The organism is Azospirillum tabaci (assembly GCF_014596085.1).
Classification (GTDB): domain Bacteria; phylum Pseudomonadota; class Alphaproteobacteria; order Azospirillales; family Azospirillaceae; genus Azospirillum; species Azospirillum tabaci.
In genome coordinates, this window is the sequence record NZ_JACCJY010000002.1 from 58,187 (window position 1) to 71,193 (window position 13,007).

The 13,007-nt window shown below is 65.8% G+C and carries 15 protein-coding genes and 2 tRNA genes; 7 read left to right on the top strand and 10 right to left on the bottom strand.

Annotated features, from left to right (window positions below):
• The first annotated feature begins 6 nt into the window (after positions 1-6).
• From sseA to H0B54_RS03420, 4 genes are read left to right on the top strand one after another with little or no spacing between them, the layout of a single operon-like run.
• Entirely contained in the window at positions 7-924 is a 918-nt protein-coding gene (sseA, locus tag H0B54_RS03405) for a 3-mercaptopyruvate sulfurtransferase (protein WP_188259247.1), read from the top strand.
• On the top strand, positions 921-1,355 hold the full coding sequence (locus H0B54_RS03410; protein WP_188259248.1) for a GNAT family acetyltransferase: 435 nt from the start codon (positions 921-923) through the stop codon (positions 1,353-1,355). The genes sseA and H0B54_RS03410 overlap by 4 nt, the downstream gene beginning before the upstream one ends.
• Positions 1,331-1,972 (top strand): GNAT family N-acetyltransferase, encoded by a 642-nt coding sequence (locus H0B54_RS03415; RefSeq protein ID WP_188259249.1) that lies wholly within the window; start codon positions 1,331-1,333, stop codon positions 1,970-1,972. The genes H0B54_RS03410 and H0B54_RS03415 overlap by 25 nt, the downstream gene beginning before the upstream one ends.
• A gap of 52 nt (positions 1,973-2,024) precedes the next feature.
• Positions 2,025-2,978, top strand: a complete 954-nt coding sequence (locus tag H0B54_RS03420) for a DMT family transporter (RefSeq protein ID WP_188259250.1) — start codon at positions 2,025-2,027, stop codon at positions 2,976-2,978.
• Here the strand turns inward: H0B54_RS03420 and H0B54_RS03425 are convergent.
• The 5 genes from H0B54_RS03425 to H0B54_RS03445 form a co-directional block, all read right to left on the bottom strand.
• Positions 2,914-3,999 (bottom strand): pyridoxal phosphate-dependent aminotransferase, encoded by a 1,086-nt coding sequence (locus tag H0B54_RS03425; protein WP_188259251.1) that lies wholly within the window; start codon positions 3,997-3,999, stop codon positions 2,914-2,916. The genes H0B54_RS03420 and H0B54_RS03425 overlap by 65 nt on opposite strands.
• 141 nt (positions 4,000-4,140) lie before the next feature.
• Entirely contained in the window at positions 4,141-4,917 is a 777-nt protein-coding gene (locus H0B54_RS03430; RefSeq protein WP_211109180.1) for an amino acid ABC transporter ATP-binding protein, read from the bottom strand.
• A gap of 22 nt (positions 4,918-4,939) precedes the next feature.
• A complete protein-coding gene (locus tag H0B54_RS03435) occupies positions 4,940-6,058 on the bottom strand; it encodes an amino acid ABC transporter permease (protein ID WP_188259252.1) in 1,119 nt (372 codons plus the stop codon).
• Positions 6,059-6,063: 5 nt separating this feature from the next.
• Complete coding sequence (locus H0B54_RS03440) at positions 6,064-7,263, bottom strand: amino acid ABC transporter permease (RefSeq protein WP_094302112.1); 1,200 nt, start codon at positions 7,261-7,263, stop codon at positions 6,064-6,066.
• A 200-nt stretch (positions 7,264-7,463) separates the two neighbouring features.
• On the bottom strand, positions 7,464-8,486 hold the full coding sequence (locus H0B54_RS03445; protein WP_094302113.1) for an amino acid ABC transporter substrate-binding protein: 1,023 nt from the start codon (positions 8,484-8,486) through the stop codon (positions 7,464-7,466).
• Between the two features lie 240 nt (positions 8,487-8,726).
• Between H0B54_RS03445 and metC the strand changes: the two genes are divergently transcribed.
• Positions 8,727-9,905: a cystathionine beta-lyase gene (gene metC / locus H0B54_RS03450; protein WP_188259253.1), complete on the top strand. Its 1,179-nt coding sequence runs from the start codon at positions 8,727-8,729 to the stop codon at positions 9,903-9,905.
• 37 nt (positions 9,906-9,942) lie between these two features.
• On the top strand, positions 9,943-10,377 hold the full coding sequence (hisI, locus tag H0B54_RS03455) for a phosphoribosyl-AMP cyclohydrolase (RefSeq protein WP_188259254.1): 435 nt from the start codon (positions 9,943-9,945) through the stop codon (positions 10,375-10,377).
• Between the two features lie 332 nt (positions 10,378-10,709).
• On the opposite strand, the gene H0B54_RS03460 is transcribed toward hisI, so the two are convergent.
• The 4 genes from H0B54_RS03460 to H0B54_RS03475 all read right to left on the bottom strand — a co-directional run bounded on the left by H0B54_RS03460 (position 10,710) and on the right by H0B54_RS03475 (position 11,906).
• The gene (locus H0B54_RS03460; RefSeq protein WP_247894981.1) at positions 10,710-10,952 is read right to left on the bottom strand and encodes a DUF6460 domain-containing protein; all 243 of its coding nucleotides are present in this window, start codon (positions 10,950-10,952) and stop codon (positions 10,710-10,712) included.
• Positions 10,953-11,395: 443 nt separating this feature from the next.
• Positions 11,396-11,472 (bottom strand) — tRNA-Arg (locus tag H0B54_RS03465).
• Between the two features lie 10 nt (positions 11,473-11,482).
• Positions 11,483-11,779: an ETC complex I subunit gene (locus H0B54_RS03470; RefSeq protein ID WP_094302117.1), complete on the bottom strand. Its 297-nt coding sequence runs from the start codon at positions 11,777-11,779 to the stop codon at positions 11,483-11,485.
• A 49-nt stretch (positions 11,780-11,828) separates the two neighbouring features.
• A tRNA-Pro gene (locus tag H0B54_RS03475) sits at positions 11,829-11,906 on the bottom strand.
• 116 nt (positions 11,907-12,022) lie between these two features.
• Here H0B54_RS03475 and H0B54_RS03480 point away from each other — a divergent pair.
• On the top strand, positions 12,023-12,523 hold the full coding sequence (locus H0B54_RS03480) for a hypothetical protein (RefSeq protein ID WP_188259255.1): 501 nt from the start codon (positions 12,023-12,025) through the stop codon (positions 12,521-12,523).
• Positions 12,524-12,536: 13 nt separating this feature from the next.
• On the opposite strand, the gene H0B54_RS03485 is transcribed toward H0B54_RS03480, so the two are convergent.
• Positions 12,537-12,977, bottom strand: coding sequence for a DUF192 domain-containing protein (locus H0B54_RS03485; protein ID WP_246472305.1), 441 nt, complete (start codon positions 12,975-12,977; stop codon positions 12,537-12,539).
• Positions 12,978-13,007 lie beyond the last annotated feature (30 nt).

The window sequence follows — 13,007 nt, forward strand, 5'->3', positions numbered from 1 at the left end:
CATTCCATGACCGAATCAAAAACCACACTCACCCTCCCCGGCCCGATCGTTCCAACCGGGTGGTTGGCGGAGCGGCTGGGCCAGCCGGGCCTACGCGTTCTCGACGCCTCCTGGTTCATGCCCGGCTCCGACCGCGACCCACGCGCCGAGTTCCTGGAGCGTCGCATCCCCGGCGCCGTGCGCATCGACATCGACGAGGTGGCGCAGCCGGACACCCATCCCCTGCCGCACATGGTCCCGAACGAAGCGATCTTCGCAGCCAAGGTCGGGGCGCTCGGCGTCGGCAGCGACGACACGGTGGTCGTCTACGACAGCGCCGGCATGGCCACCGCCGCCGCCCGCGTCTGGTGGATGTTCCGCCTGTTCGGGCACGACCGCGTCGCCGTTCTGGACGGCGGCCTGCCGAAATGGATCGCGGAAGGCCGGGCTCTGGAATCCGGTCCGGCCGACCCGGCCCCGGCGGAATTCGTGGCGAGGCTGCAGCCGGGCCTGCTGCGCCGGGCCGACGACGTGCTCGCCAACATCGACTCGGGGGCGGATCAGGTGGTGGACGCCCGCGGCGCCAACCGCTACGAGGGCGCCGTCGTCGAGCCCTGGCCGGGCCGCCGCAGCGGTCGCATCCCCGGCAGCCTCAACCTGCCCTACACGGACCTGATCGACGCGGAGAGCAAGACCCTGTTGCCGCCCGAGGTCATCGCGGAGCGGGCGAAGGGCGCCGGACTCGACCTGGAGCGTCCCATCGTCGCCTCCTGCGGCAGCGGCGTGACCGCCTGCGTGCTCGCCCTCGGTCTGGCCGTCGTCGGCAAGAAGGACGTGGCCGTTTATGACGGGTCCTGGGCGGAATGGGGGCTGCGCAGCGATCTGCCGCTGGAGACCGGACCCCGGAAAATCGGACCCCAGAAAACAGGGCCGGTGACGCGGTGAGCGAAGCGCTGAGCATCCGTCCCTACGAGGCGGCGGACCGTGACGACGTGGTGGCGCTCTGGACCGCCTGCAACCTCGTGGTGCCGTGGAACGACCCGGTGGCTGACATCGCGCTCGCCGTGTCGAAACCGAACGCCACGATCCTGATCGGCCGCGAGGGGGACCGGACCGTGGCGTCCATCATGGTCGGACATGACGGGCATCGCGGCTGGTTCTACTATCTGGCGGTCGATCCCGCCTGCCGCGGGCGCGGCCATGGCCGGACGATGGTTCGGGCGGCGGAGGGCTGGCTTGTGGAGGCAGGCATGCCCAAGGCGCAACTCATGGTGCGCGCGACGAACCACGCCGTGGTGGCGTTCTATGAGCGGCTGGGCTATGCCACCGGTCCCGTTACCGTGATGCAGAAATGGCTGAAGACCGATTCTCCCTGACGCCGCCTCCCCGGACGTCCCTGTCGCACTCCCAGATCGCGGCGCCGGTGCCGCCCGGCTGCCTGTCCGTCATCGTCACCTATCTGGAGATGACGGCGCCACCGGCCCACGCGCCCCTGCCCCGTCCGGCGGGTGACGTGGCGCTGGTGCGGGCCAACCCGCCGACCGCCTCCTACTACCGCTATCTCTACGACACGGTGGGCGAGCCCTGGCTGTGGCACGAGCGGCGGCGCATGCCGATGCCGGAACTGGGGCGCATCGTCACCGACCCGCGGATCGAGATCTGGGTCCTCTATGTGAACGGCACGCCCGCCGGCTACGCCGAGATCGACCGGCGGGAACAGAACACCGATCTGGCCTATTTTGGGCTGATCCCGGATTTCATCGGCCTGAAGCTCGGCCCCTGGCTGCTCGACACGGCGATCCGGCTCGCCTGGCAGGGCGGGACGAAGCGGCTTCTGGTCAACACCTGCACCTTCGATCACCCGAAGGCGCTGCCGCTCTATCAGTCGATGGGGTTCGTGCCCTACCGGCATGTGACCCGCGAGATCCGCGATCCCCGTCTCCTCGGCTGGCTGCCGCGGACCTCGGCACCGCACATTCCGATCAACGAGTGACGGCCCGTCCGGGTCCGCTCCACGCCGCTCCGAACGCCAGGATTCCGACGCCATGATGAAGGGCATTCTGTTCGCGTTCCTGGCCTTCGCCTTCTTCGCCTGGGGCGATGCGCTGGTGAAGGCAATCGGGCATGGGCTGGACCCGTTCGAGGTCACCTTCTTCGCCTACATCCTGCCGTTGCTGCTCTCCCCGGTCTTCATGACCAAGGGCGACCGCATCGGCGACCTGCTGCGCTGGAACCGGCCCTGGCTGATGACGGTGCGGCTGATCTTCGTGGCGGCCTCCACCCCGCTCAGCGTCATGTCGTTCCGAAGCCTGCCCTTCGCGGAAGCCTTCGCGATGATCTTCCTGATGCCCAGCCTGGTGACGCTGCTCTCGATCTTCGTGCTGAAGGAGCCGGTGCGCTGGCGCCGGCGGCTGGCCATCGGGGCGGCCTTCATCGGCGTGCTGATCGTCGCCCGCCCCGGCTTCCGCGAGCTGCTGCCCGGCCATTTCGCGGCGCTGGGCTGCGCCTTCAGCTCCGCCGTCGTGGTCATCACCGGGCGGATGATCGGGCATACCGAGAAGCGCTTCACCCTGATCGGGACGGTGTTCCTGTCGACCGCCGTCGCGTCCGGCCTGCTGATGATCCCCGGTTTCGAGTGGCCGACGAAGGAGCAGTGGATTCTGACGGTGGGCTTCGCCACCACGACCTTCGCCGCCCAGGCCCTGTTCACCCTGGCCGCCGCCTTCGCCCCGGCGGATCGGGTGGGTGCGGCCCAATACAGCCAGATCCTGTGGGCGCTGGCCATCGGGGCGATCTTCTTCGACGAGTGGCCGGACCTGCTCTCGCTGGTCGGCATCGTGATCGTCGTCGGCTCCGGGCTGTTCATCTTCGCCCGCGAGCACGCCCAGCATCCGGACCCGATGCCCGAACCGGTTCCCGGCGAGGAGCCGGAGGTCAGCTCAGAATCTCTCCCAGAGCCGCGACCAGAGCCCGGTTTTCGTCCTCCCGCCCGACTGTGATGCGCAGGCAGTCGGCCAGCCCGTAATCCTGGGTGGGCTTCACCAGAATGCCGCGGCGCGCCAGATGGTCGAGCACCGCCTGGACGCCGAGCGACGGATCGGTTGGGATGCGCGCCAGGATGAAGTTGCAGACGCTGGGGTAGACGCGCACGCCGAGCTGCTCCAGCTCGTGGCTCAGCCAGGGCAGCCACGCGCTGTTGTGGGCGAAGGTCGCCTCTTCATGCTCGGTGTCGCCGACGGCGGCCTCCGCCGCGGCCTGGGCGGCGATCCCGACGTTGAAGGGACCACGCGTCTGGTTGATCGCCTCGATCACCCCCGCCGGGCCATAGGCCCAGCCGACGCGCAGCCCAGCCAGCCCGTGCAGCTTGGAAAAGGTGCGCACCATCAGCACGTTGTCGGAATTCTCGACGATTTCCGTCCCGGCGCTGTAGTTGTCGCGGCGGCAATAGTCGGCGTAGGCCGAATCGAGCACCAGCAGCGTGTGCGACGGCAGGCCGGCGCGCAGCCGCAGGACCAGGTTCGAGGGAATGTAGGTGCCGGTGGGGTTGTTCGGGTTGGCGAGGAAGCAGAGCTTCGTCTTCTCGTTCGCCCGGTCGATCATCGCCTCGACATCGACGACCAGATCGCGCTCCGCGGCGATGACCGGCGTCGCCCCGGCGGCGCGGATCGCCTTCATGAAGCCGCGGTAGCCATGCTCGTGGCACAGCACCTCGTCCCCCGGCCCTGCGAAGGCCTGGGTGACGAGGTGGATCATCTCGTCGGAGCCGTTGGCGCAGGTGATGTGGCCGGCGTCCAGATCGTAGCGCCGGGCGATGGCGTGGCGCAGGCGGTCCTGCGACCAGTCGGGATAGCGGTGGATTTGCGCCGCCATGTGGCGGTAGGCGGTGAGCGCCTCCTTGCCGGGTCCCAGCGGATTGACCGTGAGCGACAGATCAACCCAGGCGGCGCCGTCCTGCGGCGGTCGGGCGGGACGGTAGGGCTTGATCTGGCCAATTCCAGGACGGGGACTCAGCAGCTCCATCAGGCAGGCTCCGTTGTGCATAGCGGCAAACAGCACGAACGGACTGCATTCAACCCGAAACCGGGGCAACCCGCCAGCGTTCCTTGCGGGTTGCGCTGGTTTACCGCGCCGGAACAAGCCGTTCCGGCGCGGTTATGAGCATCAGTGGTTCAGGATCTGGCTGAGGAACAGCTTCGTCCGGTCCGACTGCGGGTGGTTGAAGAACTCGTTGGGCGTGTTCTGCTCGACGATCTCGCCGCGGTCCATGAAGATGACGCGGTCGGCGACCGACTTGGCGAATCCCATCTCGTGCGTGACGCAGAGCATGGTCATGCCGTCCTCGGCCAGACCGATCATGACGTCCAGCACCTCCTTCACCATCTCGGGATCGAGGGCGGAGGTCGGCTCGTCGAACAGCATGACCTTCGGGCTCATGCACAGCGAGCGGGCGATCGCCACGCGCTGCTGCTGGCCGCCGGAAAGCTGGCCGGGATACTTGTGCGCCTGCTCGGCGATGCGCACCCGCTTCAGGTAGCGCATCGCCATCTCCTCCGCCTCGGCCTTCGGCTTCTTGCGGACCCAGATGGGGGCGAGCGTGCAGTTTTCCAGCACGGTCAGGTGCGGGAACAGGTTGAAGTGCTGGAACACCATACCGACTTCGCGGCGGACCAGCTCGATGTTCTTCAGGTTCCCGGTCAGCTCGATGCCGTCGACGATGATGGAGCCCTTCTGGTGCTCCTCAAGCCGGTTCAGGCAGCGGATCATGGTCGATTTGCCGGAGCCGGAGGGGCCGCAGATCACGATCCGCTCCCCCTTGGCAACCGACAGGTCGATGTTCTTCAGGACGTGGAACTCGCCGTACCACTTGTGCACGCCCTGGCACTGGATGATCGGCTCCCCCTGGGGGAAGGTGCGCGCGGCGCCGGCGGTTTGGGCCATGGTCATCTCTTTTCCCCTTCCCTCAGCGACGATGACCGCGACGCAGGTCGCGTTCGAGCTTTTGGCTGTATTTGGACATCGAGTAGCAGAACACCCAGTAGATTACGCCGATGAACAGGTAGGCCTCACGGTAGAAGCCGCGCCAGGCCGGGTCGGACAGCGCCGCCTTGGCCGTGCCCAGCAGGTCGTAGAGGCCGATGATGATGACCAGCGACGTGTCCTTGAAGAAGCTGATGAAGGTGTTCACCAGCGGCGGGATGGAAATGGCGAGCGCCTGCGGCAGGATGATCTTGCCCATCGCCTGCCAGTAGTTCAGGCCGAGAGCGTCCGCCGCCTCGTATTGGCCCTTCGGAATGGCCTGGAGACCGCCGCGGATCGCTTCCGCCATGTAGGCGGCGGCGAACATGATGAAGGCGATCTGGGCGCGCAGCAGCTTGTCGAAGTTCACACCGGTCGGAAGGAACAGCGGGAACATCACCGACGCCATGAACAGCAGGCTGATCAGCGGCACGCCGCGGATCAGCTCGATGTAGGTCACCGAGATCACGCGGATGGCGGGAAGCTGCGAGCGCCGGCCGAGGGCCAGCAGGACCGACGCCGGGAAGGCCACCGACAGGCCGACCACCGACAGCATCAGCGTCAGCGGCAGGCCGCCCCACAGCGTGTTCTCGACATAGGTCAAGCCCAGAACGCCGCCCCACATCAGCACGCCCACCGCGGTCAGGCCGGCGATCCAGACGAGGGCCAGCCACGGCTTCCAGAAGCGGCGGTCGCAACTCGCCAGCACCAGCGCGATGATGATCACGATGGTGACCAGGGGCCGCCACTGCTCGTCGTACGGGAAGGTGCCGAACATGACGAAGCGCAGCTTCTCGCTGACGAAGGTCCAGCAGGCGCCGCCCTCCTGCCGGCACACCTGGGGCGGCGTGCCGAAGCTGTTGGCGCTGAAGATCAGCCAGTCGAGAAGCGGCGGGATCGCCTTGAACAGCAACCAGGCGATCAGGATCGTCAGGAGCGCGTTGTACCAGGTGTTGAACAGATTGTTGCGCAGCCACGCCACGGGGCCGACGGTGTTGGACGGCGGACGCTCGTCGGGGATGCTTCCGGTATGGATGTTGCCGGTATGGACGTTGTCTGTCATGGCCGTCAGCGCTCCACCAGCGCGATGCGCTTGTTGTACCAGTTCATGAAGATCGAGATGCCCAGGCTGATGACCAGATAGGTGCCCATGATCATCGCCACGCCCTCGATCGCCTGACCGGTCTGGTTCAGCGTCGTGTTGGCGATCGACACCAGATCCGGGTAGCCGATGGCGAGCGCCAGGGAGCTGTTCTTGGTCAGGTTCAGATACTGGCTGGTCAGCGGCGGCACGATCACCCGCAGCGCCTGCGGCAGGACGACGAGCCGCAGCGTCTTGCCGCTGTCGATGCCGAGTGCCCTTGCGGCTTCCGTCTGGCCCCAGTTGACCGCCAGGATGCCGCTGCGCACCACCTCGGCGATGAAGGCGGCGGTGTAGACGACCAGCCCGACCAGGATCGCGAAGAACTCCGGAGTGAGGACCACGCCGCCGACGAAGTTGAAGCCCTGCAGCTTCGGCACGTCCAGCGCCGTCGGCGCGCCGCCGGCGATGTAGGCGATGAGCGGCAGGCCGATCAGCAGACCCAGGCTCGCCGATCCGATCGGGAAGGGCTGGCCCGTCCGCTCCTGCCGGGCCTTGGCCCAGCGCCGCAGGAAGATGACGGCGATCACCGCGATGGCGAGCGCGAAGCCCATCGTGCCCCACACCGGGTCGGCGGAGGGCACCGGAACGAACAGGCCGCGCTGCGACAGGAACACGCCGGGAATCGGGTTCAACGCCTGCCGCACGGGCGGCATGCTTTCCGAAACCAGCGCGTACCAGAAGAAGAGCTGGAGCAGCGGCGGGATGTTGCGGACGATCTCCACGTAGGTGGAAGCCAGCTTGGCGATCAGCCAGTTGCTCGACAGGCGGGCGACGCCGATCAACGTGCCCAGCACGGTCGCAAGCACGACGCCGATGATCGACACCTTCAGCGTGTTCAGCACGCCGACCAGGAAGGCTCGGCCGTAGCTGTCCCGCGGATGGTAGTCGATCAGGCTCTCACCGATGCCGAAGGAGGCCTCGCGCTCCAGGAAACCGAATCCCGTCGCGATGGACCGCTTCGACAGGTTGTCGAGCGTGTTGTGAATCAGGAACCAGCCGACCGCGATGACGATGCCGACCACCAGAACCTGGTAGAACACGGCACGGACCGTCGGGTCGCTGAGGGAAAATGAAACACCGCCAGGCGCGCTTGGGCGCGCGGTGTCCGGGGTCTCGCTGGCCACGGTTCTCTCCCCTCACCAGCATGGCATAAGGGCGCCGGCCGCCTCCCGAACGTCCGCCGCAACTTGCGCCACGTATATCGTCTCCCAAACGGGCCTGCGGCACGGGCATTGATTCTTGTAGCCCTGAGACCGCTCCGCCCGTCGTCAATAAAAGGAAGGACCGCGGGCCTCCCTACGGTCCGCGGTCCTCCTTTCCGTCCTTAGCGGATCGGCATCGCGTACTGCAGACCGCCGTTGGTCCACAGCGCGTTCAGGCCGCGCTCCAGCTTCAGCGGGGTCTTCGTGCCGACGTTGCGCTCGAAGATCTCACCATAGTTGCCCATGGTCTTGATCACATTGTAGGCCCACTTCTCGTCCAGGCCCAGCGCCTTGCCCATGCCCGGCGAAGTGCCGAGGACGCGCTGAATCTCCGGGTTCTTGCTGTTCACGAACTCGTCGACGTTCTTGGAGGTGATGCCCATCTCTTCGGCCTGGATGGTGGCGTAGACGGTCCACTTCACCACATCGAACCACTGGTCGTCACCGTGGCGGACGGCGGGGGCCAGCGGTTCTTTGGAGATGATCTCCGGGAGGATGATGTGGTCGTCCGGAACCGGGGCCACGCCGGCGCGGGTGCCGGCCAGGCCGGATGCGTCGGTCGTCAGCACGTCGCAACGGCCGGCGAAGTAGGCGGCGTTCACCTCGTCGTTCGACTCGATGACGACCGGGTTGTAGGACATGTTGTTGGAGCGGAAATAGTCCGCGAGGTTCAGTTCGGTGGTGGTGCCGGCCTGGACGCAGACGGTGGCGCCGTTCAGCTCCTTGGCGCTCTTCACGCCGAGCTTCTTGTTCACCATGAAGCCCTGGCCGTCATAATAGGTGACCGGGGCGAAGTTCAGGCCGACCGAGGTGTCGCGGGTCAGCGTGACGGTGGTGTTGCGCGACAGCAGATCGACTTCGCCCGACTGGATGGCGGGGAAGCGCTGCTGGGCCGACAGCGGGGTGAATTTGACCTTGTTCGGGTCGTTGAACAGCGCAACCGCGACCGCGCGGCAGTAATCGACGTCGAGACCGGTCCAGTTGCCCGAGCTGTCGGGGTTGCCGAAGCCCGGAAGGCCGGCGTTCACGCCGCACTGAACGAACCCGCGGCTCTTGACGGCGTCCAGCGTCGGACCAGCCTGAGCACCGGTGACGGCACCGAACACCACGGCCGCGGCAGCAGCGGCGAGGATTCCCGATTTCATGTTAGGCTCCACCCTGTTCTTGCGTTTTTACGCTTAGGTTCATGCAATGCGCGTCCCGCATAGCGGACACGCGCGTGTGACAAGAGTGCACCAACAGCATCCGGCTTGTCGAATCATCCTTAAGCCGTGCATTTGGATTGGTTATCCCTTACAGACGCTTAGGGAAAAGAATCTTTGGTGGCCGGATCCATCTTGGAATGCCGGGATACGGTCGTCATCACTGTTGTTGCGGGAAGACCCATGAAAGACGCACGAAAAGATACGATCCTCGGACACGCAGGGCGCAGCCCGCGCGAGAATCACGGAATCGTGAATCCGCCGGTCTACCATTGCTCGACGGTGCTCTTCCCGACGCTGGAGGAGCTGGAGGCGAGCGACCGCACCCCCTTCGACACCATCAACTACGGGCGCGTCGGGACTCCGACGACGTTGGCCTTCGAACAGGCGGTGGCGGAGCTTGAGGGGGCCTACCGCTCCGTCAACACTGGGTCGGGCCTGAACGCCATCGCCACGGCGCTGCTGGCCTTCACCAAGGCCGGCGACCATGTGCTGATCACCGACAGCGCCTATGCCCCGACCCGCCGATTCGCCAACGACACGCTGGTCCGCTACGGCGTGGAGATCGAGTATTTCGACCCCACCATCGGTGCCGGCATCACCACGTTGCTGAAGCCGAACACCAGCGTCGTCTTCCTCGAATCGCCAGGCTCCCTGACCTTCGAGGTGCAGGATGTGCCGGCCATCGCTGCGGCGGCCAAGACGGTGGGCGCCACGGTGATGATCGACAACACCTGGGCCACCCCCCTCTTCTTCCAGCCGCTGCGCCACGGGGTGGACGTGTCGATCCACTCGGCGACCAAATACATCGTCGGCCACGCCGACGCGATGCTCGGCGTGATCTCCTGCGCCGACGAGGCGCACTGGCTGGCGGTGAAGAAGGCTGCCACGCGGACCGGCACCTGCGCCGGGCCGGACGACCTCTTTCTGGGGCTGCGTGGCCTGCGCACGCTGGCCGTCCGCCTGAGGCAGCACGAGGAAAGCGCGCTCGCCCTGGCCGGCTGGCTGTCGAAGCAACCCGAGGTCACCCGCGTCCTGCATCCGGCCTTCCCCGACTGCCCGGGCCACGAGCTGTGGAAGCGCGACATCGGACGCTCCTCCGGCCTGTTCTCCATCGTCATGAACGCGGCGCCGAAGCCGGCCCTGTCGGCGATGCTGAATTCCCTGGAGCTGTTCGGGCTCGGCTACAGTTGGGGCGGGTTCGAGAGCCTGATCCTTCCGACGCGCCCTGGCGCCGTCCGCACCGCGACCCGCTGGACCGATCCCGGCACCGTCCTGCGCCTGCACGCCGGGCTGGAGGACGTCGACGATCTCATCCGGGATTTGGATGGCGCGTTCACCCGCCTAAGGGCAGCCCTCTGACGGGTGGGTCCGGATACATATGCGAGGATGGGACATTATGACGGACACCACCGCGTGCGAGCCTGCATTCGAGCCCTCTTTTGAGGAGGTGATTGCCGCCATCGCCTTCAACGCCGACGGGCTGGTCCCGGCCATCGCCCAGGCCGAGGGAACCGGCGAGATCCTGATGATGGCCTGGATGAACCGCGAGGCCGTGCTGGAAACGCTGCGCACGGGCCGCGTCTGCTATTGGTCACGGTCCCGGAAGGGGCTGTGGCGCAAGGGCGAGACCTCCGGCCAGATGCAGCGGCTGAAGGATTTCCGCGTTGATTGCGACGGCGACACCCTGCTGGTGATCGTGGAACAGGACGGCGTGGCCTGCCACACCGGTCGGCGCAGTTGCTTCTACCGCGCTTTGCGTGATGGAAAACTTGAGATCATTCAGGACGTTGAGACCGATCCTTCGATTCTCTACGGACACACGCATAAGTAAGACGCTAAACCTTCGCTGCAATGCGAAAAGTGTTTGATCTATGTCAACGTGGCTCGGGGCGCGAAGAGGTAGAACGCTCTTGTCTCTAACCCTCCCTGTATTCGCCTATGCCGGGGGTTCCAATGGAACCCTCGGCTATTTTTTTGTCCTAAAACAAAACAGGCTTGATTGCAGCGACTCAATTAATTTAGCGCGGATTGATACAGATCAACGAAGAGGATATGCCATACAGATATACAGTCCTTGTCTCTAACCCTCCCTGTATTCACTTAGCCGGAGATTCCTTCGAATCTCCGGTTTTTTCTTGTGCCGGTGGTGAACTTCGGGCCGTGTCAGGGACGGTGCCGTGTGCGCGTCCAGCGCATGACCGCTCCAATGACGGACAACGGAACGACGATCACCGCCCCGATCAGGATGTAGGGCAGCGCCCAATGGAACAGGTCCGCGGCCAGACGGGCAATGTCCTGGACCGTGTCCCAACTGTTGGTCAGGATATTGGCCGGGTTGATGTTCAGGAACGACAGCACCAACCCGACCACGAAGCACAACAGAAGCGTTTTGACGACCCAACCCACCAAGACATCACCTCGTACTGACGCCGAACGGCGTGGGATTGATCAGCGCCCCGTGAAACGTCACCGGCACGGAAACCGTTCCTTCCGGTCAATAGTTGGGGCCGCGGCGCATGATAACGCCTCAGCCCCGCCTCCCACAGGCACTTTCGGGTTATCCCCATTTTCTGTGGATAACTTTGTGGATGAGTCTTCAAGCCTGTTGAAGCGGCGACGAGGTGCCACCATGCCCCCAAATTGGGCATGGTCATCGCGACGCGAAGCCGTTGGATGCGCTGCACATCGTCAGCGTTGCAGCTCCACCAGAGGCTTCGCACTCCCCTTGCCTATGACAATGGGGATATGGGGATAACTATGTTGACCTTCTTGAGAATCGAGGAGGTCCGCTGATGGTGACCAGCGGACTGTCCGGATCGGTGATGAGCAAACGGTGCGGCAAAGGGAAGTGGCGACCCCAGCAGGATTCGAACCTGCGACCTATCGCTTAGAAGGCGATTGCTCTATCCAACTGAGCTATGGGGCCCCGGTCCGGATCAGAAGCGCGGACGGTCCATGCGGAAATTGTCGGCGTAGTTGCGCGGGCGGACGCGGCGAACCGGCGCATCCTGGACCGTGTAGTCCCAGCCTTTGCGCTGCGCGAAGGCGACCGCCTCCTCCGCCGTTTCGAAACCGATGCGCACCTGGTTCAGCGTGTCGCCGGAGCTGATCCAACCCATCAGCGGCTCCGGACGGCGCGGGGTTTCAATCTCATACTCAAGCAGCCAACGATGCGTCTTGGCACGCCCGGACTGAGTGGCCGCTTTGCTCGGCTGGTAGATCCGGACCTTCATGACGCGGCATCTCCTCTGATACGTGCGTGGTGCATCGTTCGAATTTCGTTGGTCGGGGCGCCCGGATTCGAACCGGGGGCCTCCAGTACCCAAAACTGGCGCGCTGACCAGACTGCGCTACGCCCCGACGTCGCGCAGTGGAATACACGAACCCTGCGCGGACGGCAAGACGCAGCCGCATCTATCCCGCAGGGTGGACCTTCCGTATGATGCCGCCCCTTTCGACCGCGCCGAACCCCGTCCGTGAACAGCCCCCTCCCGCCCCCTCCCCGACTTGCCGTCTTCGTTTCCGGGCTGGACGATACCCCTGCCGGTCGGGCCGCCGTGGCTCTGGCCGATGCCTTGCGGCGGCGGGGGTACGCGCTCGACGTGGTGGCGCCGATGGGCGGTGGGACGTTGCGGGCGGCGCTGCACCCCGGCATTGGGCAGATCGACCTCGCCAAGCGCCACACCGTCACCTCCGTCCTCGCTCTCGCGCGGATCGTCGCCGAGCGGCGGCCGGCCGGGCTGGTCGGTGTGGGCTCCGACCCCGGGCTGGTGGCCCTCGCCGCCGCTCGTTTGGCGCGGCAGACCACGCCGGCGGCGGTGCTGGAGGACATGCCGCCGTCCGACGGCGGGCTGCGGCGCGCCTTGCGGAAGTGGCTGCACCCGCAAGCGGCCGCCGTAGTGAGCGGGGCCCTTGAGCCCGAGGAGGCGGCCCGGCTCATCCTGACCGCCTTCGCAATTCCCAACGCGATTCGTTAGCGCCGCGGCGTCGTCACTTTGCGGCGCCGAAGACCGAATGCACCACCCGGTCGCCCGGTCGAATGCCCAGACGAGCGCTCATGCCGCCGTTGATCTCAAGAATGCCCTTCACCGGACCGGCCGAGTTCACCGCGTCCAGCGACTGCGGCACGGCGTTGGCGTGGATGTTCATGATCCGGCCGTCCGCCCCGATGAAGATCATGTCGAGCGGGATCAGCGTGTTCTTCATCCAGAAGCTGGCCGGCTGCGGGCGGTCGTAGGTGAACAGCATGCCGGCGTCGGCGGCCATCTTCTCGCGGAACATTAGCCCCTGGGCCTGCTGCGCAGGGGTTTCCGCCAGTTCCACGTCGAAGCGGTACTTGCCGCCGCCAGCCGTCTCGACGGTCAGGGAGGAGCGCGCGAAGCTCTCCAAAGCCGCCGCCGGCAGGGCCGACAGCAAAATCGCGGCCCCCATCAGAAGCCCACCCAAGAGGCCACGCACAGC

What these genes read in the sequence shown, in the direction of transcription:
- H0B54_RS03425 (WP_188259251.1), bottom strand. Translation starts at nt 3,999, where the DNA reads ATGGAGCTGCTGAGTCCCCGTCCTGGAATTGGCCAGATCAAGCCCTAC.
- H0B54_RS03415 (WP_188259249.1), top strand. Translation starts at nt 1,331, where the DNA reads ATGGCTGAAGACCGATTCTCCCTGACGCCGCCTCCCCGGACGTCCCTG.
- H0B54_RS03485 (WP_246472305.1), bottom strand. Translation starts at nt 12,977, where the DNA reads ATGGGGGCCGCGATTTTGCTGTCGGCCCTGCCGGCGGCGGCTTTGGAG.
- hisI (WP_188259254.1), top strand. Translation starts at nt 9,943, where the DNA reads ATGACGGACACCACCGCGTGCGAGCCTGCATTCGAGCCCTCTTTTGAG.
- H0B54_RS03430 (WP_211109180.1), bottom strand. Translation starts at nt 4,917, where the DNA reads ATGGCCCAAACCGCCGGCGCCGCGCGCACCTTCCCCCAGGGGGAGCCG.
- H0B54_RS03420 (WP_188259250.1), top strand. Translation starts at nt 2,025, where the DNA reads ATGATGAAGGGCATTCTGTTCGCGTTCCTGGCCTTCGCCTTCTTCGCC.
- H0B54_RS03470 (WP_094302117.1), bottom strand. Translation starts at nt 11,779, where the DNA reads ATGAAGGTCCGGATCTACCAGCCGAGCAAAGCGGCCACTCAGTCCGGG.
- metC (WP_188259253.1), top strand. Translation starts at nt 8,727, where the DNA reads ATGAAAGACGCACGAAAAGATACGATCCTCGGACACGCAGGGCGCAGC.
- H0B54_RS03435 (WP_188259252.1), bottom strand. Translation starts at nt 6,058, where the DNA reads ATGACAGACAACGTCCATACCGGCAACATCCATACCGGAAGCATCCCC.
- sseA (WP_188259247.1), top strand. Translation starts at nt 7, where the DNA reads ATGACCGAATCAAAAACCACACTCACCCTCCCCGGCCCGATCGTTCCA.
- H0B54_RS03445 (WP_094302113.1), bottom strand. Translation starts at nt 8,486, where the DNA reads ATGAAATCGGGAATCCTCGCCGCTGCTGCCGCGGCCGTGGTGTTCGGT.